General features: G+C 72.4%; 24 protein-coding genes. 7 read left to right on the forward strand and 17 right to left on the reverse strand.

Going from position 1 to position 22668, the window contains the following annotated elements; all coding sequences use genetic code 11:
* Positions 1–304 precede the first annotated feature (304 nt).
* A complete protein-coding gene (locus ABZZ74_RS20280) occupies positions 305–943 on the forward strand; it encodes an isoprenylcysteine carboxylmethyltransferase family protein (protein WP_356766743.1) in 639 nt (212 codons plus the stop codon).
* 26 nt (positions 944–969) lie between these two features.
* Here ABZZ74_RS20280 and ABZZ74_RS20285 read toward each other — a convergent pair whose 3' ends face one another.
* The 3 genes from ABZZ74_RS20285 to ABZZ74_RS20295 all read right to left on the reverse strand — a co-directional run bounded on the left by ABZZ74_RS20285 (position 970) and on the right by ABZZ74_RS20295 (position 3868).
* The gene (locus tag ABZZ74_RS20285) at positions 970–1614 is read right to left on the reverse strand and encodes a helix-turn-helix domain-containing protein (RefSeq protein ID WP_356766745.1); all 645 of its coding nucleotides are present in this window, start codon (positions 1612–1614) and stop codon (positions 970–972) included.
* A gap of 114 nt (positions 1615–1728) precedes the next feature.
* Positions 1729–2982, reverse strand: a complete 1254-nt coding sequence (locus ABZZ74_RS20290) for a cytochrome P450 (RefSeq protein WP_356766747.1) — start codon at positions 2980–2982, stop codon at positions 1729–1731.
* Positions 2983–3187: 205 nt separating this feature from the next.
* Entirely contained in the window at positions 3188–3868 is a 681-nt protein-coding gene (locus ABZZ74_RS20295) for a ScbR family autoregulator-binding transcription factor (RefSeq protein ID WP_356766749.1), read from the reverse strand.
* A gap of 169 nt (positions 3869–4037) precedes the next feature.
* Between ABZZ74_RS20295 and ABZZ74_RS20300 the strand changes: the two genes are divergently transcribed.
* Positions 4038–5972, forward strand: a complete 1935-nt coding sequence (locus tag ABZZ74_RS20300) for an acyl-CoA dehydrogenase (protein ID WP_356766751.1) — start codon at positions 4038–4040, stop codon at positions 5970–5972.
* Between the two features lie 99 nt (positions 5973–6071).
* On the opposite strand, the gene ABZZ74_RS20305 is transcribed toward ABZZ74_RS20300, so the two are convergent.
* The 5 genes from ABZZ74_RS20305 to ABZZ74_RS20325 all read right to left on the reverse strand — a co-directional run bounded on the left by ABZZ74_RS20305 (position 6072) and on the right by ABZZ74_RS20325 (position 12043).
* Positions 6072–7817, reverse strand: coding sequence for an LCP family protein (locus ABZZ74_RS20305; RefSeq protein WP_356766753.1), 1746 nt, complete (start codon positions 7815–7817; stop codon positions 6072–6074).
* Positions 7818–7992: 175 nt separating this feature from the next.
* Entirely contained in the window at positions 7993–8568 is a 576-nt protein-coding gene (locus ABZZ74_RS20310) for a TerD family protein (protein WP_356766755.1), read from the reverse strand.
* 32 nt (positions 8569–8600) lie between these two features.
* A complete protein-coding gene (gene tatA / locus ABZZ74_RS20315) occupies positions 8601–8864 on the reverse strand; it encodes a Sec-independent protein translocase subunit TatA (RefSeq protein ID WP_356766757.1) in 264 nt (87 codons plus the stop codon).
* A gap of 40 nt (positions 8865–8904) precedes the next feature.
* A complete protein-coding gene (gene mgtA / locus ABZZ74_RS20320; RefSeq protein WP_356767042.1) occupies positions 8905–11502 on the reverse strand; it encodes a magnesium-translocating P-type ATPase in 2598 nt (865 codons plus the stop codon).
* A 169-nt stretch (positions 11503–11671) separates the two neighbouring features.
* A complete protein-coding gene (locus tag ABZZ74_RS20325; RefSeq protein WP_356766759.1) occupies positions 11672–12043 on the reverse strand; it encodes a metalloregulator ArsR/SmtB family transcription factor in 372 nt (123 codons plus the stop codon).
* 117 nt (positions 12044–12160) lie between these two features.
* On the opposite strand from ABZZ74_RS20325, the gene ABZZ74_RS20330 reads away from it, so the two are divergent.
* Complete coding sequence (locus ABZZ74_RS20330) at positions 12161–12550, forward strand: BlaI/MecI/CopY family transcriptional regulator (RefSeq protein WP_356766761.1); 390 nt, start codon at positions 12161–12163, stop codon at positions 12548–12550.
* 41 nt (positions 12551–12591) lie between these two features.
* Here the strand turns inward: ABZZ74_RS20330 and ABZZ74_RS20335 are convergent, their stop codons facing one another.
* On the reverse strand, positions 12592–12855 hold the full coding sequence (locus ABZZ74_RS20335) for a hypothetical protein (protein ID WP_356766763.1): 264 nt from the start codon (positions 12853–12855) through the stop codon (positions 12592–12594).
* A 138-nt stretch (positions 12856–12993) separates the two neighbouring features.
* Here ABZZ74_RS20335 and ABZZ74_RS20340 point away from each other — a divergent pair, with 138 nt between their 5' ends.
* Positions 12994–13956, forward strand: coding sequence for a D-2-hydroxyacid dehydrogenase family protein (locus ABZZ74_RS20340; RefSeq protein ID WP_356766765.1), 963 nt, complete (start codon positions 12994–12996; stop codon positions 13954–13956).
* Positions 13957–14098: 142 nt separating this feature from the next.
* Positions 14099–14383, forward strand: a complete 285-nt coding sequence (locus ABZZ74_RS20345; RefSeq protein WP_356766767.1) for a chaplin — start codon at positions 14099–14101, stop codon at positions 14381–14383.
* A gap of 67 nt (positions 14384–14450) precedes the next feature.
* On the opposite strand, the gene ABZZ74_RS20350 is transcribed toward ABZZ74_RS20345, so the two are convergent.
* The 8 genes from ABZZ74_RS20350 to ABZZ74_RS20385 form a co-directional block, all read right to left on the reverse strand.
* Positions 14451–15317 (reverse strand): tyrosinase family protein, encoded by an 867-nt coding sequence (locus ABZZ74_RS20350; protein ID WP_356766769.1) that lies wholly within the window; start codon positions 15315–15317, stop codon positions 14451–14453.
* Positions 15301–15801, reverse strand: a complete 501-nt coding sequence (locus tag ABZZ74_RS20355; RefSeq protein ID WP_356766771.1) for a tyrosinase cofactor — start codon at positions 15799–15801, stop codon at positions 15301–15303. The genes ABZZ74_RS20350 and ABZZ74_RS20355 overlap by 17 nt, the downstream gene beginning before the upstream one ends.
* Positions 15802–16149: 348 nt before the next feature.
* Positions 16150–16668 carry a hypothetical protein gene (locus tag ABZZ74_RS20360; RefSeq protein WP_356766773.1) on the reverse strand — a complete coding sequence of 173 codons (519 nt, stop codon included), beginning with the start codon at positions 16666–16668 and terminating at the stop codon, positions 16150–16152.
* 102 nt (positions 16669–16770) lie between these two features.
* Positions 16771–17373, reverse strand: a complete 603-nt coding sequence (locus ABZZ74_RS20365; protein ID WP_356766775.1) for a vitamin K epoxide reductase family protein — start codon at positions 17371–17373, stop codon at positions 16771–16773.
* A 5-nt stretch (positions 17374–17378) separates the two neighbouring features.
* Positions 17379–17876 (reverse strand): DUF5949 family protein, encoded by a 498-nt coding sequence (locus tag ABZZ74_RS20370; protein WP_356766777.1) that lies wholly within the window; start codon positions 17874–17876, stop codon positions 17379–17381.
* Positions 17877–17987: 111 nt separating this feature from the next.
* Entirely contained in the window at positions 17988–18278 is a 291-nt protein-coding gene (locus tag ABZZ74_RS20375; RefSeq protein ID WP_356766779.1) for a hypothetical protein, read from the reverse strand.
* Positions 18279–18423: 145 nt separating this feature from the next.
* Entirely contained in the window at positions 18424–19140 is a 717-nt protein-coding gene (locus tag ABZZ74_RS20380) for a hypothetical protein (protein ID WP_356766781.1), read from the reverse strand.
* 175 nt (positions 19141–19315) lie between these two features.
* Positions 19316–19555: a chaplin gene (locus ABZZ74_RS20385; protein ID WP_208785649.1), complete on the reverse strand. Its 240-nt coding sequence runs from the start codon at positions 19553–19555 to the stop codon at positions 19316–19318.
* 342 nt (positions 19556–19897) lie between these two features.
* Between ABZZ74_RS20385 and ABZZ74_RS20390 the strand changes: the two genes are divergently transcribed.
* Both ABZZ74_RS20390 and ABZZ74_RS20395 read left to right on the forward strand, forming a co-directional pair.
* Entirely contained in the window at positions 19898–21235 is a 1338-nt protein-coding gene (locus ABZZ74_RS20390) for a glycosyltransferase (RefSeq protein WP_356766783.1), read from the forward strand.
* Complete coding sequence (locus ABZZ74_RS20395; protein WP_356766785.1) at positions 21232–22659, forward strand: exopolysaccharide biosynthesis polyprenyl glycosylphosphotransferase; 1428 nt, start codon at positions 21232–21234, stop codon at positions 22657–22659. Before ABZZ74_RS20390 ends, ABZZ74_RS20395 begins: the two co-directional genes overlap by 4 nt.
* Positions 22660–22668 lie beyond the last annotated feature (9 nt).

A 22668-nucleotide genomic window follows, 5' to 3' on the forward strand; every position in this document is an offset into this window, starting at 1 on the left:
CCGCGGACGTCGAGCTCGCCGCATAACCCCAACAAGACCGAATCACCCCAAACCCAGCAGGGGTGCCTTGACGAAGGACATAGAGGCACCCCCCCCCACGGTCAGTCACCGACATGTGCGTTGTTCGAACCGTACAGATCCGCCAGGGCACTGGGGGTCGAATCGGTGTCAAGGAACTGATGGACCGCGGGTTCGCAGTCGTGCCAGGGGCGCTTCGCCCAGGCGTGATCTCCACCCGTGGGTGGGGACCGGGTTCTACCCGTGGGTGGTGGTGGCGGCGGGGTGGGCGGCGCAGGCTGGAGGCATGGAATCGCTTCATTCCGCACTCGTCGCCCTCGTCGGCCTCTGCGTTCTGGTCTTCGTCGTGGCCTGGATCGCGGGCGCCGTGTACTTCGGTGCCAAGAGCCGGGCCGGACCGGGCGGCGGCTGGGCTCGTGACGTGCGGCGTACGATGCCCCGCCGGGCGCTGCTGATCGCGGGGATCTTCGTCTTCTTCACGCTGGCCGGGCGCACCCCGCACTCCTTCTGGCGCCACCTGCAGTACTGGCAGCCGGAGCTCGCCGTGCTCGGTGCCGTGCTCGCCGTCGCCTCCACCGCGCTGCTGCTGTGGGCCCGCTGGGTTCTGGGCACCATGTGGGCCGGCGTCCCGAGTGTGCGAGAGCACCATGAGCTGCGCACCGACGGCCCGTACCGCCTGGTCCGCCACCCCATATACGCCGGGCTGCTCGGGCTGATCGTCGGCGGCATGCTGGCCGACGGCTTCGGCATATGGATCCTGTTCCTGGCCGCCGCCCTCCCCTGGCTGCTGCGCCGGGTCAGGATTGAGGACGGGCTGATGGCGGAGCGGTTCGGTGCGGAGTACGAGGCCTATCGCGCCCGCGTCCCGGCACTGGTCCCGCGCCCTCGCCCACTCCTTACGGCACGGCACCCGAAGCTCCGCTGAGCCGGCAGACCAGCCCGACCGCACTCTCACGCCCCCTGTGCCCGAGGGACCCCCTGAAGCACCTGTCCGCCTCCCGCCGCACTGAACCGGTGCCGTGCCGACGCGCCCACCAGCCGTGGCAGTACGAGTGCCCAGAAGCGGGTCAGCACCCCCCGTTCCAGCCAGCGGGAATCGCTCTCGCCGCGGGCCTGGAGCCCGGCCGCCACGGCCACCACGACCGCCGAGACCTCCTTGGACGCGGCCTCGGAGATCAGGGCCCCCTCGGCCTCCGCGCGGGCCAGCGTGGCCTCGACCCAGCGCTGCCAGTCCCGCCACAGGTCCGGCGCCGACTCGGAGCTCTCGCCACGGGCGCTGAGCCGGAAACCGACGCGGAGCACCACGTCCCGGCCGAGCCCTTGGACGAGGTCGTGGCTGGCGTCGATGAGGGCCTGCACGGGGCGCGCCTCCCGGGGGCGGGTGATCCGGCACAGCCGGGCCTCGGCCGCGACGACCACCGCGTCCAGGAGGGCCGCCTTGTTGGGGAAGTGGAAGTGCAACGCCCCGTTGCTGACACCGGCCTTGGCGCTGATGGCCGCGAGCGGGACAGACGCCGCGCTCTCCTGGTCGAACAGTTCGGCCGCAGCCTTGATGAGGGCGTTACGCGTACGGATCGCGCGTTCCTGCATGGCCATGAGCTCGTCACTCTCCAGGGTTCGCCATCAGGAGTCGAGCATAACAAACCGCTGTGGCGGTTTGTAGTGCTGGCGTCCGTACGGACCGTGGCGCCGCGCCCGCCTAGGGGACGCCTAGGGGCGCAGCACCACCGGCAGCCTGCCGAAGCCGTTCAGGAGGAAGGTCGGCAGCGGGCGCAGGTCCTCCGGGGCGCACGCCAGCGTCAGGCCGGGGAAGCGTTCGAACAGGGAGCGGAGGGCGACCGTGGCCTCCAGGACGGCCAGCGGGGCCCCGAGGCACCGGTGGGTGCCGTGTCCGAAGCCGAGGACGTCCCGGTCGGTGCGCAGGAGGTCGAAGCGGGCGGCGTCCTCGCCGTGGCGGTCGGTCTCCAGTCCGCCGGCCGCGAAGGAGACGAGGATGGGGTCGCCGCGCCTGATCCGCACGCCGCCCAGGTGGATGTCCTCCACCGCGAAACGCATCGGCGAGTAGGCGGCCGGACTGTGCACCCGCATGGTCTCGTCGACCACGTCGTCCCAGCTCGCCCGGCCCACCCGGACGTGTTCCAGCTGGGCGGGGTCGGTCAGCAGCGCGCCCGCCGCGTTGACGATGAGCGTCGAGGTGGTGTCCTGGCCGGCGGCGATCATCAGGAAGAGGGTGCCGAGCAGTTCGTTCTCGGTGAGCCGGTCCCCGTCGTCGCGGGCGGCTATGAGGGAGGAGGTCAGGTCGTCGCCCGGGTTCTGGCGCTTGGCGGCCACCAGTTCGGCCAGCAGGCGGAACGCGGTGGCTCGGGCATCCTCGATGGTCTGCGCCGAGGCGCTGGAGGAAAACACCATGCGCAGTGCGCCGCAGAGTTCGTCCCTCGACGGCCCCTCGGCGAGGCCGAACAGTTCGCAGACCACCTGCAGGGGGAGCAACTCGGCGTAGGCGGACCGCAGTTCGACCGGCTCCTCGTCCGTGCTCGCGGCCAGTGCGTCCAGCAGCGAGGCGGCGAGTTCCTCGACGCGGCCGGCCAGTTCGGCGGTGCGCCGCGCGGTGAAGGCGCCGGCGACGAGCCTGCGCAGCCGCGCGTGTTCGGCACCGTAGGCGAAGAGCATGTTCTCGTTGGCCACCCAGGGGAACAGGGGCCAGTCCGGGGTGATGCGCCCCTCGGCGAAGGCGGGCCAGTGGCGCCGGGCGTCCTTGGAGACCCGGGGGTCGACCAGGAGCCGCTCCACCCAGCTCTGCCGTACGACCGCCCACGCCCGTACGCCGCCCGGCAGTTCGACCTCGACGGCCGGGCCCCGTTCACGCAACAGCGCGGCCTCGGCGGCGAGGTCCCGGCCGGTCACGTCCAGCACGTACGCGCCGGAGATCGCCTTCGTCACCCTGTACTCCGTTCGGTCGTCCATGCGTTGCCCCCGGCCCCGGCCCGCGCGCCAACTTCCCGCCCCGCAGAGACCCCCGTCGGCATCACACCGCTCCCGTGACCCCCGTCGGCATCACACCGCTCCCGTGACCGCCGTCGGCGTCACACCGCTCCGTGACCCCGTCGGCATCATGCCTGCCCCGTTGCCCCCCGTCGGCATCACACCGCCCCCGTGACCCCCGTCGGTGTCACACCGTCGCAGCTGCCGCCGGTTCGTCGCGCAGGCGCAGGGCCTCCTCGTACACCCGCTCCGCGCGGTCGGGGGCGAAGTCCAGCCGTACCAGGACGCTGGGGACCGCAATGGCGGACATGAGAGTGCGCATCAGGTCCGTGACCCGGTCCACCATGTCGGCGTGGCCGGTCAGTATCTTCGACAGCACCTGGACGCCGGTGAAGGAGCCGGTGAAGAGGGTGGCCGTCGAGGCGATGTCCACGTGCGGCAGCAGCTCGCCGGCCGCCTTGGCCTGGGTGAGGACCTCGAGGTTGTGGTCGATCCAGCCCTGCATCGGCACGCGCCGGTCCAGGCCGTCGTGCGGGCCGCCCTGCTCCACGGTGAGCCGGACGCTGCCGCGCACCATCGGGTCGCCGAGGCGCAGGAGATGGGCGAACAGCAGTGCCTCGTCCAGGGTCTGCTGCAGGGCGAGGTCCCGCGGCGGCACCGGGGGCAGCGCGGCGACCTGGCCCGCCAGCACCTCCTGGGCCAGCTCCTCCTTGGAGGCGAAGTGGAAGTACAGCGCGCCCTTGGTCACCCCGGACTTCTTGAGGACCTCGGCGATCGTCGCCGCCTCGTAGCCGACCTCGTCGAAGAGTTCGGCCGCCGCCAGGATGATCTTCCTGCGCGTCCGGATCGCCCGATCCTGCTGTGCCACTGCCTGCCTCCGTGCCCTCTGCGCGAACCGACCGAGCTCACATCTCCCGGAGAATAAAACCACCTCCCCGGTTTTACAAGACTTGAAAACCAAACCGTTCGGTCCGTAAGTTTCCGGTCCAGCGGCACCCCACACCGTCTGAACTGGCACTCAAACTGGGGGTATTCGGATGTTCCGCCCCACCAGGGCATCCTTCGGGAACGCGACCGCGACTGTTTCAGAGCCCGCGAAAGAGTCGGTTTCGCCCCCGCATGCGGCAGCACCGGCAGGAGGCAGTGTCCTCGACGAACTCACCGGACTGCTTTTCGAGAGATTCGAGGGATTCGAGAGAGACGAGAGCGACAAGAGCGACGAGCGCGATCGCGTCCACGGCACCTGGCGGCGCCTGATCACCGACGAGGCCTTCGCCCACCGCCCGGGTCTGACTCCGCAGGAGCGCGCCGAACTGTCGTACCGTCGGCTGGGGTTGGTGAACGACGCCGCGGGGGACGCCCGCACCCTGGTGCAGGACACGCGCCGGCTCACCGCGCTGCACGAGTGGACCGGCTTCGTGGACGGCGGGCTGTGCACGGTCGCCAGCATTCACTACAACCTCTTCCTGGGCAGTCTGCTGGATCACGACGGCGACCGGCGCGAGCTGTCCGACTTCACCTCGCTGCGGCGTACCGGGGTGTTCCTGTGCACCGAGCTGGAGCACGGCAACGACGTGGCGGCGCTGCGGACGGAGGCGGTGTTCGACCGGGAGACCGGCGGCTTCGTGCTGAACACTCCGGTCCCGGGCGCGCAGAAGTTCATGCCCAACACCAGCCTGACCGGCGGCCCGAAGACCGCCGTCGTCGCGGCGCGGCTTCTGGTGGATGGCGAGGACCAGGGCGTCTTCCTCTTTCTCACACCGCTCAGCGACGAACGGGGCCATCTGCCGGGCGTACGGGTCCGTCCGCTCGCGGAGCGCACGGGCACCCCAGTCGACCACTGCCTCACCGCCTTCGACCAGGTCAGGCTGGACCGCGAGGCCATGCTGGAGGCCGAGCACGGGCGGCTGGACGCGGACGGCAGGCTCACCAGCAGTCTCGGCAACCGGCGTAAACGTTTCCTCCGCTCCGTCGGCCGCGTCACCGTGGGCAAGCTGTGCATGAGCGCCGGCACGCTCGGCATGGCGCGGGCCGCGCTGACGATCGCCACCCGCTACGCCCACCACCGGCACATCAGCGGCACCCGGGCCGGGCAGCGGGTCCCGCTCACCGCGCACCGCAGCCACCACGGCAGGCTGCTGCGCTCGCTCGCGACCGCCTACGCCATGACCTTCCTGCAGCGCTCGGTGGTCGACAGGTGGGTGACGCACGACGAGACCGACCGCGAGGAACACGAGCGGCTGGAGCGGCTGATCGCCGTCGCCAAGGGGTGGATCACCTGGCAGGCCCGGGAGATCACCGTCGAGTGCCGCGAACGGTGCGGTGCGCAGGGGCTGTTCCCGGCGAACGGACTGTCGGAACTGCCCGGCAACGTCGAGGGCGGCATCACGGCGGAGGGCGACAACCTGGTCATCTGGCTGAAGGCCGCGTCCGAGATGGTCTTCGGCCATGAGTCGGGACCGGCGACCCCCGTCCTGCCCGTCGGCCGGGACCTCGGTGACCTGGGTTTCCTACGGGACCTGCTGGCCTCGGCCGAGCGGATCTGGCAGCGGCGGGCCCGGGAGGCGCTGCGCGGCGGCCCCTCCGGTGATCCGCTGGGCCGCTGGAACGAGACCTCCGGTGCGGCCCTGGAGATGGTCTCCCTGCACGCGCGGCTGCAGGCGGCCGACGCCCTGCGGGCCGCCGCCGCGCGCACCACGCACGCGCGTGCCCGGTTCCTGCTGGAGAACCTGTGCCGGCTGTTCCTGCTCGACCAACTCCGCGAACACACCGGTGACTTGCTCGCCGCAGGCCTGATGTCTGCCGAGCACGTGACGTCGTTGCACAGCACCACGGAGTCGGTCGTCGCCGCGCTGTCCCCGCATCTGATGACCCTGGTGGACGCCTTCCACATCCCCGAGGAGTACCTGAACCGCATCCCCCTCGCGAACGCGGACTACGCCGAACGCACCGACACGAGCCCTACGGGCTGAACCACCGAGCACCACCGGCACCCCGACCCGCCCCGACAGCAGCACCGCCCCGAAGCACCCCGAAGCCGATGCCCCGACCCGACAGCCACCCGGCACCCCTTACGACGCCGAATCCTTCCGCCCGCTCGCTGCCGCGTAGGCCTGGCTCGGGGTCATCGGTACTCCGTTGATCTGTACCGTCTTGTAGGGGCTGACCTTGGCGCAGCCCTTCGCGCCGTCGGCTGTCTGGGCGTGGGCGTCGGCGACGGCCGCGTGGGTGTCGGCGGGGGCCGCCGACGAACCGCCCGAACCGGAGGAGCCGTAGGTCGTGCCGCTCGGCCAGTCGCTGCCGATGACCAGGACGACGCCGCTCGTGCTGCCCTGGGTGAGGTGCGAGGCGGGCAGGCCGATCGCGGACGCGACGGTCTGGGCCTCGGCCTTCTGTCCGGGGCCGTAGGTGACGGTCGTCCTCGTGGACTGCTCCGGTGCGTTGCCCGAGGTGGTACCCGAGCCGAAGCCCTTGGCGATCAGGCCATTGGCGACCAGGGACGCGCGTCCGCCGGTGGTGGTGCCGTTCTCCACCTGGACCGTGACCTGGGAGGCGGGCACGGTGGCCGCGGCCGAAGCGGACGGGGACGCGGAGGACTTCTTCTTGCCGCTGCCGGCGGAGGACAGCGACTGGTCGTTGGCGATGGTGGCGAACAGCTGCTTAGCCGCGGCGGCCGGCACCACACGGTTGGCGTTGGTGGGGTCGGCCGCGGTCTGCATCGTGGTGAACGTCATCCGCTTCGACGGCACCTTGTTGAGATCCGTCGCCAGATCGATCAGCTTGGTCACATTGCCCAGGCCGTCGTCCACGGTCAGCGCCTTGGTCGCCGCGTCCGCCAGGGAGTAGACCTTCGCCGGGTTCGCCAGCGTGCCCGCGCTCTTGAACTTGCGGATCATCGCGGACAGGAAGAGGTGCTGGGAGACCGTACGGCCCAGGTCGCTGCCGTCGCCGAAGCCGTGCCGGGAGCGGACGAACTCCAGGGCCGCGTCGCCCTTGAGGGTGTGGGTGCCCTTGGCGAGCTTGAGGTGGGAGTAGGTGTCGTACACGTTGTCGCTGACGCACACCGAGACGCCGCCTACCGCGTCGGACATCTTCACCACGCCCGCGAAGTCGAGCATCACGAAGTGGTCGATGGTGATGCCGGTGAGCTGGTGGACGGTGGCGACCTGGCAGGCCGGGCCGTACTGCAGGGCGCTGTTGATCTGGCCGTAGTAGCCGGGCGTGGACTGGTTGCTGTCCGGGTCCTTGCAGGCGGGGACCTGGGTCATCGTGTCGCGCGGCACACTCATCACGGTGGCGTTGGAGCGGTCGGCGGAGACGTGCACCACCATCTCCACGTCCGCGTTGTGGCCGACGGTGGAGCCGGCCGAGCCGCAGCCGCCGCCGAGTTTGCAGTCGGCCGCGTTGTTCCGGCCGTCCGAGCCGATGACCAGGAGGTTGATCGGGGTGCGACCGAAGGCGTCCGCCTTCTCCGAGCCGCCCTTGCCGTCGAGCGAGACGCTGTTGATGTTGCCGTTGAGGTGCTCGTACAGCCAGGCGCCGGCGCCCGCGGTGACCAGGATCAGCGCCGAGACCGTGAGCAGGGCTATGCGTGCGAGGCGTTTGCGCCGGGCCACCGGCTTGGCGCGCCGCCCCCCTCCGCGCCCGCGGGACCGGGCCGCCTGGCGGGCGGCCGCCCGGCCGCCGTACGGCGCCTGCGGAGGTCCGCCGTCCGTCCCGCCCGGCCGCCCGGATGTATCTCCACGTTGGCGGGGAACGCCGGCCGAGCGGTCACGAGTGGCCGATCGGCCGCGGGTTTCACCCCAGGGGTCGCTCAACTCCCACTCCCTACGCTGCGGCGTACGTCAGGGCGGAGCCCTGGGCTCGGATGATTGCGCAATATAGCAACTGTTGCTGAGATGGCAGGTGGTCTACGCCACACTCGCTTCTCACCTGGCCGGCGGGGGACCCGCGCCGCCCGTGGGTCCCCCGCCGGATCCGGTACCGCCCGCGTCAGACGTTGACGCCGAAGTCGGAGGCGATGCCGCGCAGTCCGGAGGCGTAGCCCTGTCCGACGGCGCGGAACTTCCACTCGCCGCCGTGCCGGTACAGCTCCCCGAAGAGCATGGCCGTCTCCGAGGAGGCATCCTCTGAGAGGTCGTAGCGCGCGATCTCCTGGCCGTTGGCCTGGTTGACCACCCGGATGAAGGCGTTGCGGACCTGGCCGAAGCTCTGGCCGCGCACGTCCGCGTCGTGGATGGAGACCGGGAAGACGATCCGGTCGATCTCCGCGGGTACGGCGGCGAGGTTGACCTTGATGCTCTCGTCGTCGCCCTCGCCCTCACCGGTGAGGTTGTCACCGGTGTGCTCGACCGAACCGTCCGGGCTGGTCAGGTTGTTGTAGAAGACGAAGTGCAGGTCCGAGGCGACCTTCCCGGAAGCGTTCAGCAGCAGCGCCGACGCGTCCAGGTCGTAGTCCGCGCCGGTCGTGGTGCGCACGTCCCACCCCAGACCGACCAGGACCGCGCTCAGTCCCGGCGCCTCCTTGCTCAACGAGACGTTCCCGCCCTTGCCCAGGGAAACTCCCACGGCTCTTCCTCCCCGCTCCCAGCCTCAAGTCGTCACATGTCACCAACGCCGGGACCCGGCACGGCGGTTCCCGGTGTCACGGTTCCCGGCGTCACCGGCTCGGCGGCGGTCGGCACGGCGGAGGCGGAGGCCTGCGGGGCGCTCTCCTCCTTCATGGCCTTGGCCTCGCTCTTGAGGATGCGCATCGACTTGCCCAGTCCGCGGGCGGCCTCGGGCAGCTTCTTCGACCCGAACAACAGAATGATCATGATCGCCACGATCAGCAGGTGCCAGGGCTCGAGCCCGTTCCGGAGCATCCCGCCCACCCCATTCTCTTCATTCTCTTCGCCATGGTTGCTATGTTGCGCAACTGTACAACCATGGCAGCTTCCTGACAGCCACCAGCCCGCCGGTGTAGAGCGCGAGGACAGCGGCCAGGAGCAGGTAATAAAGGGGTGGCAGCGGGGTCAGTCCCAGCAGCGAGCCGAGCGGGGTCACCGGCAGCAGCAGTCCTACGGCGGCCAGCGCGCCGGCCGCCCATCCGACCGGCCCCGGCAGCCGCCCCGCCGTGTCGCGCCCGGCGCGCAGCAGCACCATCACCAGGGCCTGGGTGATGAGGTTCTCGGTGAACCAGCCGGAGTGGAACACCGCCGAATCGTCCAGGCCGCCCGGCCCGTGCAGGGTGAGCGTGAGCACGCCGAAGGTGGCGAGGTCGGCGACCGCGTTGAGGACGCCGAAGCCGGTGATGAACCGCAGCAGGTCGCGCGGGCGCAGCAGGATCGGGCGGCGCAGCACCGAGGGGTGCGGCCGGTCGTGCGCGAAGGCCAGCTGGGCGGCGTCGAAGAACAGGTTCTGCGCCAGCACCTGGGCCGGCAGCATCGGCAGGAAGGGCAGCAGCAGACCGGCCGCGAGCATCGCGATGACGTTGCCCAGGTTGGAGGAGAGCGTGACGCGCAGGTACGTGGCGATGTTCCCGCCGGAGTAGCGGCCGGCGGCGACGCTGTGCCCGATCGCGGTGAGGTCCTTCTCGGCGAGGACCACGTCCGCGCTCTCCCGGGCGACGGCCACCGCGTCGCGCGGGGCGATGCCGACGTCGGCCGCGCGCAGGGCGGGCAGGTCGTTGACGCCGTCGCCGAGGTAGCCGACGGTGTGTCCGCCCGCGCGCAGGGCGGTGGCGACGCGGGCCTTGTGCTCGGGGGCGCAGCGGGCGAAGACGACGGTGCGCCCGGCGGCCTCGGTGAGTTCGGCGTCGGTGAGGCGGTCGACCTGGTCCGCGGTGAGGACGCCGTCGGCCGGCACCCGGACGCCCAGGTCGCGGCAGGCGCGTACGGCGGTGCCGGGGTGGTCGCCGGTGAGGATCCTGACGGTGACGCCCTGGTCGGCGAGGCCCCGCAGGGCGGCGGCCGCGGTGGGCGCGAGGGCGTCCTTGAGCGTGACGAAGCCCCGGAACTGAAGGCCGCGTTCGTCGGCGGGGGTGTACTCGCGCGCCCGGGCGGGGCGTTCGGCGGTGGCGACCGCGAGCACCCGCAGCCCGTCGTCCGCCTGCCGTGCGGCACGCGCGAGCAGCCGCGCCCGCTCCTCGTCCGCCAGCGCACAGCGCGCGAGGACGGTCTCGACGGCGCCCTTGACGACGAGGGTGTGCGTGCCGAGCCGCCCCGGTGTGCGCACGACGGCGGTCGCGAGGCGCCGTACGGGATCGAAGGGCAGGGCCGCCACCCCGTCGTACGCCATGATCGCGTCCTCGTCGGCGGTGTCCAGGACGGCGTCGTCGAGGGCGTCCGGGGCGGGCAGGTCGGCGAGTTGCAGGGTCCACCAGGCGTTCACCGCCGCCCAGCGCAGCACCTCGGGGTCGTCGTGGCCGTCCGGGCCGAGGGCGCCCTCGAGGACGGGGCGGTCCTCGGTGAGGGTGCCGGTCTTGTCGAGGCACAGCACGTCGACGGCGCCGAGGTCGTGCAGCGCGGGCAGCCGCTTGACGATCACCCCGTGGGCGCGGGCCAGCAGCGCGGCGCCGCGTGCCAGGCACATGGTGACGATGACCGGCAGCATCTCCGGCGTCAGCCCCACCGCCACGGCGACGGCGAAGGGCAGGGTCTCCAGGCCGCGGTCGCGCAGGGCGGCGTTGGCCATGAGGACCAGCGGCGGGGTGAGCAGCATGAACCGGATGAGGATCCAGGAGATGCCGTGCACCGACCGGTCGAAGGCGCTGGCCTGCCGGCCGGGCTCCGTACGGCCGTGGGCCGCGGCGAACCTGGTCCGCGCGCCGGTCGCCACGACCACCGCCGTGGCGCTGCCGCCGGCGACGCTGCTGCCCTGGAAGCAGAGCTCGGGCCGGTCGAAGACACCGCCCCCGCCCGCGGACCCGTCACCGGCGTCCTTTGCCACCGGCGCCGACTCCCCGGTGAGCGCGGCCTGGTGGACGGTCAGCCCCTGCGCCCGCAGCAGCCGTACGTCGGCCGGTACGAGGTCGCCGGGGCCGAGCCGGATCACGTCCCCCGGCACCAGTTCCTCCACCGGGATCTCCCGGTCGTCCGGCGGCAGGTCCTCCTCGGCGCGGCGCAGGACGGTGGCGGTACTGGCGACCAGTCCGCGCAGCCCGGCCATCGAACGGTCGGCCCGGTGCTCCCCGGAGGCCCGCAGCACACAGCTCACCGCGACAAGCAGCAGAATCACACACGCGGTGCCCCAGGAGGCGACGACCGCGGACACCAGCCCGAGGCAGAGCAGGACGACGGTGAAGGGGTCCCGTGTGCCGCGCAGCACCGTCGCCGCCCAGGAGGCCTCCCGGTACGCGGGCAAGGTGTTCGCCCCGAACCGCCCCTGACGCTCCTCGGCCTGCGCCTCGGTCAGCCCCCGCGGGCCGCTCTCGAGACGCCGGAGGGTCTGCAGAACGGTGACGGCACCGCCGCCGTCGGCCGGGGCACGCCGCTTCGGTGAGACGCGGGCCGGAGCTCCCACCTCGGCGCCGTCGTCCTGGACGCGCTCCGTCCAGGACCCGACCCGTGCGCGCCCGACGTCCGGTCCGGCCGACTTGCTCTCGGCGTCCGGTCCGGCCGGCGTGCCCTCCGCACCCGGTCCGGCTTCCGGAGACCCCGCCCCCGGAGCCGGTTCCGGGGCCGCCGTGCTGTCAGCCACCGGCCCCGCGCAGACTGCGTACGGGGCCTCGACTCCTGGAGTCGCCCTCGGCACGCGCGGCCAGCTGACCCACCATCACCCGCACCACGGTCACCACGTCGGGATCGTCGACGAAGTAGATCTGCCGCCGCCCCTCCCGCCGGGAGCGCACGAGCCCGGCGAGCTTCAGCTTGGCCAGGTGCTGGCTGACGGCGGGCAGCGCGCCGCCGACCCGGTCCGCAAGGTGGGTGACGTCGCTCTCGCCCTGGGCCAGCGCCCACACGATGTGCAGCCGGGCCGAGGACGCGAGCAGTCCGAAGGCGGCGGCCGCCTCCGCCAGTACCTCGGCGGACGGATCCTCGAAGCCACCGATGTCCGCTGCCACAGCCCTCTCCCGTCCCACCCAAGCCGACAAGCCGTCCCAGTCTAGGGGCCGCGTTCACCTCTACAGGAGAGTAGAGGTCACGGGTCCCGCGCCCCCTCCCCTCTATACGATGCGACCATGGCGAAACCGGAGCAGCGCCGCCCGCGCCGGGCGCAGGGCGAGTTGGAGTCGCAGGTGCTCGCCGTGTTGCGGACGGCCGACGCCCCGGTGACCGCGGCCTGGGTGCGGGAGCGCCTGGGCGACGACCTCGCCTACACGACGGTGATGACCGTGCTGAGCCGGCTGCTGGGGAAGCAGGCCGTGAGCCGCCGCCGGGAGGGGCGCTCCTTCGTCTGGGAGGCGGCCGGGGACGAGGCGGGGCCAGCGGCACTGCGGATGCGCAAGGTGCTGGACCGCGAGCGGGACCGCCGCGCGGTACTGGCCCGCTTCGTCACCGCGCTGCCCGCGGACGACGAGCAGGTGCTGCGCGACCTGCTGGACCGGACGGCCGACGAACGGACGGGCTGATCTCCCGCGGGGGCGTCCGGCATCGACCGGTCGCCGTGACGTCAGCCGGAACCGCTCTCGACGGACTCCTCCTGCGGCCGGGGGAGTTCCCGGTCGCCCACCAGCAGGCACCAGGCGACATCGCCGACGGCCGCTCCGACCGCCGCGGCCCCGGCGATCAGTCCGGCCGTGATCAGTCCCCCGCCGACGTAGGGACGTCCGTCGAAGAAGGACAGGGCGACCCCGAGGGTCAGCAGGACGACCGCGAGGGCGGCCGGGACACCGGGCACGAGCAGCGCCCGTACGGACAGGAACCGACCCGCCATGTCTCTCCCCGGTTGGATGGTTCGATGGATGGGCTGTACGGGCTGGCGAGTGTAACGGTTCTCGGTTTGCGCAACCTTAAAACTGACCTGTACTCGACATAGCGACCCGTATCCGGCATACCGAAGAAAGGATTCCCCGTGCGTCTGCGCTGCGCCGTGCTCGACGACTTCCAGCAGGTGGCGACCGAGATCGCCGACTGGTCGTCCGTGGCCGACCGGGTGGAGACCGTCTCCTTCTCCGAGCACTTCGCCTCCGAGGACGAACTGGTTTCCGCGCTCGCCGAGTTCGACATCGTCGTCACCCTGCGCGAACGCGTTCCTTTCCCCGCCTCTCTGCTCACCCGCCTCCCGCGCTTGAAACTCCTCGTCGCCTCCGGCATGCGCAACAGCGTCATCGACTACGCCGCCGCCGAGGCGCGGGGCGTCACCGTGTGCGGCACGGCGAGCTCCTCGACCCCGCCCGTCGAACTGACCTGGGCCCTGCTGCTGGGCCTGGCCCGCGGAATCGTCGAGGAGAACAACGCCCTGCGCTCCGGCGGCCCCTGGCAGCAGACGGTCGGCGCCGACCTGCACGGCCGCCGGCTCGGCCTGCTGGGCCTCGGGAAGATCGGCAGCCGGGTCGCGCACGTGGGTCTCGCCTTCGGGATGCACGTCAGCGCCTGGAGCCAGAACCTCACCAAGGAGCACGCCGACGAGGTGGGCGTCGAACTAGCCCCGTCCAAGGAGGAATTGCTCGCCGCCAGCGACTTCGTCTCCGTCCACCTGGCCCTGAGCGACCGCACCCGCGGACTGCTCGGCCCCGCCGAACTCGCCCTGCTGAAGCCCACCGCCTATCTGGTGAACACCTCCCGCGCCGCCATCGTCGACCAGGACGCCCTGCTGGCCGCGCTGCGCGAGGGCCGTATCGCCGGCGCGGGCGTGGACGTGTTCGACGTCGAACCCCTGCCCGCCGACCACCCCCTGCGCACCGCGCCCCGGCTGCTGGCCACGCCCCACCTCGGCTATGTGTCGCGGGCGAACTACGAGACGTACTACGGGCAGGCCGTCGAGGACATCCGGGCCTTTCTGGACGGGGAGCCGGTGCGGCGGCTGGGTGAATGAGGGGGAGCGACGGCGTGCGAGCGGGTGTTCAAAAAGGGTGATGCACCGATGAACGCCGTGACTCTGCGCGAGGCTCGGCGTTGAAGGGGGAGTGCGACGGCGAGTGGTGCCGGCGCACTTGCCTATTCAGAAGGAGAACGTGATGTCTCGCATCGCGAAGGTGGCCGCCGTCGCGCTCGGCACCGGTGCCGTCGTCGTCAGCGGCGCCGGCCTGGCCATGGCCGACGCCGGTGCCCAGGGCGCGGCCGTGGGCTCGCCAGGCGTGCTGTCGGGCAACGTCGTCCAGGTCCCGGTCCACATCCCGGTCAACGTGTGCGGGAACACCGTCAACGTGATCGGCCTGCTGAACCCGGCCTTCGGCAACAGCTGCGCCAACGTCAGCGACCACGACCACGACAAGAGCGGCGGCCACGGGTACGGCAACTGACGCCCCCGCACCCACGGAAGAGCCCCGGCGCCTCGAGCACCGGGGCTCTTCCCATGTCCGGGGCCGCTCAGACGTACCGGTAGATCCGGCTGACGTCCTCCATCTGGTCCGGTGTCACGTCCCAGGGCGGCATCTTCTCGTGCCGGGCGACGATCCGACCGTGCTGCTCGTCACCCACGCCGGGCGGCTTGGCCGGCAGATAGCGAGCGCCCTTGTGCCGGGCCTGCCAGCGGGTCCACTGCAGATCGACGAAGGCGTGGTGGAGCCAGAACACCGGGTCGTTGACTGAGGCGCCGCCGAGCATCGCGCCGCCGACCCAGCGGTGCACCCGGTTGTGGTTGCGCCAGGCGACACTGCCCCGCCCGGTCCCCCACCCCTCCAGCTTGTTGCGGAAACCCCTGGTGACGGTGGAGTCCCAGGGCGAGACGTCGTAGACCCGCTCGGCGAGCGCCGACTCCAGTTCGCTCCGCGTCGGCAGCGCGATCGGGTCACGGGCCCGCCCGAGGTCGCGGGTCAGGAACTTCCCGTCGGTGACGCCCTCCTTGATGGTCCAGTGTCCGGCCGCGTAGGCGAACGGCCCGGTCATCACCCGGTGGTCCGTGATACGTCCGTTCCCGCCGAGCAGGTCGGCGGTCCAGGGCGCCGAGGCCGCGGTACGGTCGCGGGTCCAGTCCCAGTACGGGACGCTCACCGAGGAGTCGACCTTGCGCAGCGCCTTCTCCAGCTCCAGCAGGAAGCGGCGGTGCCAGGGCAGGAACGAGGGCGTCATATGGGCGGCGCGCAGCCTCTCCTCCCCGTCCGAGGTGTAGTACTCGATGTGCGTCCGCACGAACTCGTCGTACTGCCCCCGCCGTTTGACCTCCAGCATCGCGTTCACGAACCGCCGCTTCTCGGCGCTCGTCAGCCTGCTGACGTCCTTACGCGTATACGCCATGGTCTCCCCCCATGTGCAGATGTCCCCCCATGTCCGTCTGTTCGCCGCTCATCGGCCCCGGCGCCATGTCCCGCAGATGCTCCCCGGGCCCCATCTCGTCGACGGCCGCGCGGGCGGCGTCCAGGGGGGTCGGGTACGAGCGGTAGTGGTCGACCATGCTCAGCCAGGTGCCGTCGGCCCGGCGCATCAGATGCAGCGGGCGTCCGTCGACGGTGACCTGCCAGTGCTCGCCGACGGCGCGGTGCGCCGCCATCGCGGTGGTGGCGGTCCTGAAGCCCTGGATGCGCCGGCCGTGGTAGGTCTCGTCGAAGGCCTCCTGGCCGGGCCGGGGCTCCACGCTCGCGGGCCGCGAGGCGGCGACGACGGGCGCGAGGGCCAGCGCCATCGCGGGCGCCAGCAGCCCCCGCAGCATCTCCCGCCGCGTCCCGGCTCTCGTCGGCTCCTCCTCCGCGCCCACCGCCACCCCGCCTGCACTCACAACCATGACTCGCTCCTCGTCCGATCCGGTTCGCTCGGTCCTCCGAAGCGCTAACCGGCCGTCACCCCGTGCGGTCACCGTCGAGGGGCCAAGAGATGGACACGGGGCGTGGGGGCCGACGGACGCACACGGGCCGCGGAGGCCAGCGGATGGACAAGGAGCGCGGGAGCCGACGGACGCACACGGACCGCGGGAGCCGACGGACACGCACCCACCGCGCGGGCCGAAGGATGGGAACGGCCCGCGGAAGCCGCCGTATGGACAGGAGGCGTGGGGAGTCGGTGGACGGGTGGGGGGACGCGGGCGGGCCCGGACCGGTTGCGGTGGTCCGGGCCCGGTGGGTGTGCCGTTCGGCTACAGGCCGGGGCCGAGGCCCAGGTTCGCGCCGGGGACCGTCTGCAGGACCGGGGTCAGCACGCCCGCCTCGGGCAGCTTCAGGTCGGGCAGGCCGGCGTTCCGCGGGTTGGGCGGGCTCAGGGGGGCGTCCAGGTTCAGGCCCGGGGCGAGGGTGCGCACGTCAGAGGCCGGGGTGGAGAGACCGACGTGGTCGAACCGGTCGCCCAGGACGTGTGGCAGGGGCGCGCGCAGGCCCGCGCCGGGCAGGCCGCCGGCGACAGGCAGCTGCGGCAGGACGTGCTCCGGGATGAGCCGGCCCTCGACGTACCGCGGCCCATCGGGCCGGCCCGGCGTCGGCAGGGGGATCTCGCCGCCGAGCTTGGGCAGTTCCATGCCCAGGGACTGCTCGGCGCCCGCCAGCGGCACGGGGACGGGGACCGTGCCGATCGCGGCGGCGGGGGTCGCCGCGGCGGCGCCGACGGCGGCCGCGACGCCGGTGAGGACGGCGGCGAGGGTTCCTCGGGTGGTGGACTTCATCTCGGGTACGGTCCCTTTCGCGGTTCGGCGGGCTCTGTGTGCGTACCGAGTAACGAGGCTGCCTGCGCCATCAGTTCACAATTCCCCCGGGTGCAGCAGTAGTCAGCTTGTCCAGAAGTCCCACCAGCGGGTCAGCACCAGCATGCCGATCACTCCGACGTGTGCCAGCGGGAGCACCCAGGTGAACTCGCCGAGGAACGTCCTCGCCCAGCCGGGCGCGGGCAGGAAGCGGCGCAGGACGGCAAACGAGGTGACGTACCAGAACAGCAGGATCGTGGCGACCCACGCCAGACAGCACCACAGGCACAGCGCGTCGATCCGGTACAGCGACTCGAACTGCAGCCAGGTCACGAACCCCACGCCGAACAGGCATCCCGCGTCGAAGGTCAGCCAGTACCAGCGGGGAAGGACGGCACCGGCCAGCAGGCTCATGCCGACGCAGACGACGATGCCGTAGGCGACCAGGCCCAGCATCGGATTGGGGAACCCGAAGACCGAGGCCTGGTCGCTCTTCATGACGCTGCCGCAGGACACCACGGGGTTCAGGCTGCAACCCGGTGTGAAGTGCGGGTTCTCGAGCAGCTTGAACTCGTCGAGGGTGATCACCCAGGAGGCCAGCAGTCCGGCCGCGCCCGTGATCACCAGCAGCAGGGCGAACCCGGGGCCCGTGCCCGCCCGCCGCGCCGCGTCCTGCCCCGCGGCCACCGCCGTCAGCCGCGCAGCCTGCGGGCCGGGAGGACGACGTGCGCCGCCGCGTTCAGGGTCTCCTCGGCGCCCGCGAAGGCGGCGAAGGCTTCCGGGTCGACGGGCTTGCCCGGCTCGGCCTCGGGCCAGGGGCGGGTGGTGAACACCAGGTAGGCGTAGCCCCGTTTGGCGACCGCGGCGAGCCACTCCGGCGGCGGGGTGCACTGGGCGTTGGAGCCGGGCAGGGTGACGACGGCGTGGCCGCCCTCGACCAGCAGGCTCAGCGGCAGGCTCGGCCTGGCGGCGGCGTCGGTCAGCTCGCCGCCGAGGGGCAGGCCGACGCCTCCCAGCAGTTCGGCGACGGCGGCCGACGCGGCCTCGGGGCCGGCCGCGGCGTCGCCGAGGGGGTAGGCGAGCAGGTAGGGCATGTCGCCGTCGGGGGCCTCGCCGCTCCAGGCCATCACAACGAGGGTGCCCAGTTCGGCGGGGCCGAGGGGGCGGGTATCGCTTGAGGTTGAGGTCACCGCGCGACCTTATCGACGGCCCGGAGGGCGGCCGGGCGGCTTCTCACCCGACCGGGGGACGGTCCCCGCCCTCTCCACACGAACGAGGGACCCGCCTCGAACAGCCGGGACTCAGTGCTGGAGCGGCAGGCCGCCGAGCAGGCCGCCGTTGTTGTTCAGCGCGCCCGTCGCGCCCTTGACGGTGTTGAGCAGGGAGTCCTTGTTCTCGGTGTCGAGGGCGTTCGACTGGTGCTGCAGCGGCATCACGTCGCGGGGCTCGATGTGCCCGCTGGTGAGCGTGTTCACGGCGCCGTTGAGGCTGGTGGGCGTCACGTCCGAGGCGCTGTAGGCGAACGCGGGCGCGGCGGCGCCGGCGAGGGCGACGGTACCAGCAACGACAGCGGCGGCCTTCAGGGACTTCATCGGGTTCCTTTCATCGGGCAACTCACGTCACCAGGGGATTTCTGACGCCGTGCCCAACGATCCACGCCCAGGAGGGAAACCCCGTGCGCAGAAAACGTTTCTCATCCTCATGTGAAAGGCCGCCGAGTTCGGCTCTCGCCCCGGGTCACTCGACGGGCAGCGCCGGCGCCGCGGGCAGCGAGGGCGTCGACACCGGCAGGCCCGGCAGGTCGGCGGCGGGCAGGCTGCCGCCCAGCAGGGTCGAGGTGATGGTGTCGACCAGCCCGGTCACCACGCTCGTGACGGCCGGCACCACCTGGCTGACGTCCCCGGAGGTGACCGCCTGGAGCAGGGCGTCGATCGCCTTCTGCAGTGCGGCCAGGGCGTCGCCGGTGAGGTCGGCGGCGGCCCGCGGCTTGGCGTCACCGCTGTTCTTGGCGAGCGTCGGCAGAGCGGGCAGGGCGGGGTTCACCGGGGCGGCGGGGTTCGCGGGGGCGGCCGGGGTCGCGGGCAGGGCGGGGTTCACCGGGGCGGCCGGGGTCGCGGGCGCCGCGGGGACAGCGGCGGAGACCTTGGCGAGGGCGTCGGTGGCGGCCTTGCCGAGCGTGCCGGCGTCGGCGGCCGGGAGCTGGCCGTTGTCGGCCTTGAGGACGGCGTTGAGCAGGTCGGTGACCGGGGTGAGGACGGTGCCGAGGTCGCCCAGGCTCTTGACCTGGTCGAGGAGCGCGTCCGCGCCGGGGACGGGCGCATGGGCCGCGGCCTGGGCACGCTGCTCCCGGGCCGAAGCGCCGTCGGCCGCCAGGGCGGCCGGCGCGGCGACGGCGACGAGAAGGGCGGCGCAGAGTGCGCAGGACGCGATACGCCGTGCCGGCAGAGCACGCATGGGTGTTCCTTTCGGTGGTGCGTGGGACCTGCTGCCCACCGTGGGATCAGCCGTCGCGCCCCGCAACCGCACGGCCCCGTTCGGGGCAACGCGAACCGGCCGCTCACCCACGGAGGAACCACGGGAGGGCGGCCGGCGAAGGGAGTCCGCGCGCGGGGCGGCGACGTCGGGGACGTCAGTCGTTGGCGCACTCGTTGCCGAACGCGGGGTTCAGCAGACCGATGATGTCGACGGTGTTGCCGCAGACGTTGACCGGGACGTGGATCGGGACCTGGACAACGTTGCCCGACAGCACACCCGGGGAGTGGGCGGCGACGCCGTGCGCGTCGGAGTCGGCGGAGGCGATACCGGCACCGCCGGCGACCGCCGCGGCGGCGGCGGTGGTAAGGACCAGGCCCTTCGCGATACGCGACATGGAGAGGTGCTCCTTGGGGGTTGACACAAACATCCGGGCGGATACCCGGCGCTGTGTCAACGCGTGGCGCGCGAGCGGGTTGTGCCGCCAAAGGGGTGATCCGGCGACAGGCCGAACTTCACCAATACGACACACTTGTCCGGTTTCATCTGGTTCGTACGGATAGCGGCTAGAGTTGCACACCTCCTGACGCACCTGTACAGCCACCCGATCGCACTCTTCCCGCTCCCCGAGGTTTGTTCGATCTCGGCATCGCTCCGCGGCTCGGTGGTGACCAGCTGGCCGTCCGGCTCGTTCCCCAGCGGGACGCCCGAGCGCCACCCGTGAGCGAGGAACCGCGCAATGCACCTGCCAGCACCCGACCCCCGGCCCCGGGTCCTGCACATCACCCAGCCGGTGGACGGCGGGGTCGCCCGTGTCGTGACGGACCTGACGCGGGCCCAGCTCGCGGCCGGTCTGCATGTCTCGGTCGCCTGCCCCGCGAGCCGCCTCGCCGACGAACTGAGGTCGCTCGGCGCCGACGTACACCCCTGGCGGGCGACCCGTTCGCCGGGCCCGACACTCGTTCGAGAGGTACGCCGACTGGTGCGGGTGCTCGCCAAGGCGCGGCCCGATCTGGTGCACGCGCACAGCGCGAAGGCGGGCCTGGCCGGACGGCTCGCGGTGCGCGGGCGCGTCCCCACGGTGTTCCAGCCGCACGCCTGGTCGTTCGAGGCGGTCGACGGGTGCATGGCGGCGCTGGCGCTGCGCTGGGAGCGGTGGGGGGCGCGCTGGGCGTCCCGGGTGGTGTGTGTGAGCGAGGCGGAGCGCGCGACCGGCGCACGCGCCGGGATCGCCGCCCACTGGGCCGTCGTGCCGAACGGCATCGATCCGGGGCGTTTCCATCCCGCGGCCGTCGACACCGTACGGGCCGCGCTGCTTCCGGACGTCGATGCGGCGGCCCCGCTGGTGGTGTGCGTGGGGCGGCTGTGCCGACAGAAGGGGCAGGACGTCCTGCTCGACGCCTGGTACGCCGTGCAGGACCGGGTCCCCGAGGCCCGGCTGGTGCTGGTCGGGGACGGGCCGGACCACGACGAACTGCGCTCCCGCGCACCCGAGTCGGTGGTCTTCGCCGGGGCCGTGCCCGATGCCGCGCCCTGGTACCAGGCCGCCGACCTGGTCGTGCTGCCCTCGCGCTGGGAGGGCATGGCACTCGCCCCGCTGGAGGCGATGGCCTGCGGCCGCCCGGTGGTCCTGACGGACGTGGACGGAGCCCGCGAAAGCCTGCCCCCGGCCCTGCGGCCGGCCCGCCGCCCCCTGAGGAATCCGGCAAACAGGAACCCTGCCCCGGCACCCGGTCGCCCCGGCCAGGGAGCGGGCTCCCAGGATCCGGCCGCCGCCTCCGCGGCGGGCCCCCACGGCGCTCCCGCGACCGACTCCCGGAACCCCGCGGCCGTCCCCACGCCCCGTTGCCTCGTCCCGCCGGGAGATCCGGGCGAACTCGCCGACACCGTGTCCTCGTTGCTGCTCGATCCGTTGCTCCGGGAGTCGCTCGGGCATCTGGGGCGCCGGCACGTCCTGTCCACGCACGACGTGCGGCACGCGGCCGAGGCGGTGGCGGGCGTGTACCGCGACCTGCTCGGCGACGTGTCCGCCGCTGCCGCCGTGCCCTCCGAGTACAGGGAGTCCATCCACTCGTGACCGCGGAAAGTACCGTCCCCTCGCCCGGCGGGCAGCCACGGGACATCGGGTTCTCGCCCGTTTCGGTCATGCCCGCGCGCACCGCCGCGGCCGGCTTCCGGTTCCCGGCCGGCCGCCCTCCGGCGCGCCCCGCCTCCCCGGTGCCGCTGCTCGCCGCCGACGTCACCGCCGCGGTCCTCGGCGCCGTGGCGTTCGCGGGTGTCGAGCAGGGCCCCCTGCTGCTGGCCCTCCTGGTCGCCGCGTCGGTGCTGCTACGGCCGCATCCCCCGCACCACGCCCCCGGCGTCCTCGACGAACTCCCCGTCGTCTGCGGCCGGATCGCCGTGACCTGGGCGACGCTCGCGGCGCTCGTCGCGGCGTACGCCCCGGCGCACGCGCTGTCCGCCCGCACCCTGCTGCTGGGCTTCCTGCTCCAGTCGACGGCGGACTGCGCGGGCCGCGGCCTGGTGCACTGGCGCCGGCGGACCGCCCTGCTCAGCCGCCCCCGCACCGCCCTGGTCATCGGCCCGGCGGCGACCGCCCAGCGCGTCGCCGCCGCCGTCCTGCGGCACCCCCGCTGCGGGGTGCAGCCGGTCGGCATCGTGGCCGAGCGCACCGAGGGCACCGACGGGCTACCGGTGCTGACGACCGGTCAGGAAGTACAGCGGGCGCTCATCCAGAACGGCGTAGGGGACGTGCTCACCGTCCATCCCTCGGTACGGACCGAGCAGGGACCGCTGCTGCGGGCGCTCGCCGAGTCGGGGTGCACGGTGTGGGAGGTCGACGCGGACTCCCCGTCGTACGCGACCCGGGACCAGCTCGCCGGGTTCTCCTGCGGGCGGCTGGACATGGGGCACGGGCCACGGCGCGGGAGCGTCGGCAAGCGGCTGCTGGACGTGCTGGTCTCCGGGACGCTGCTGCTGCTGGTCAGCCCGTTGCTGCTGGTGTGCGCGGTGGTGCTGCGGGTCAGCGACGGGCCGGGGGTGGTCTTCCGGCAGGAGCGCATCGGCAAGGACGGCCGCCCCTTCACGCTGCTGAAGTTCCGCACCCACCGTCCGGTCGACGAGCACGAGTCGGCGACCCGCTGGAGCGTGGCCGACGAGGACCGCATGTCGTGGTTCTGCCGCTTCCTGCGCCGCACCTCGCTCGACGAGCTGCTCCAGCTGTGGAACGTCTTCTGGGGCGACATGAGCCTGGTCGGCCCGCGGCCCGAACGACCGTACTTCGTCGCCCAGTTCAGCCAGCACTACCCCGGTTACGCGGCCCGCCACCGGATGCGGACCGGGATCACCGGACTCGCCCAGATCAACGGCCTGCGCGGCGACACCTCGATCGAGGACCGGGCGCGCTTCGACAACGCGTACATCGACAACTGGTCGCTGTGGCAGGACATCTGCATCCTGCTGCGCACCGCGGCCGCACTCGTACGGCCGACGGGGAGCTGAGCGACGCCC

The organism is Streptomyces sp. NPDC006476 (assembly GCF_040612015.1).
GTDB classification, from domain to species: domain Bacteria; phylum Actinomycetota; class Actinomycetes; order Streptomycetales; family Streptomycetaceae; genus Streptomyces; species Streptomyces griseorubiginosus_B.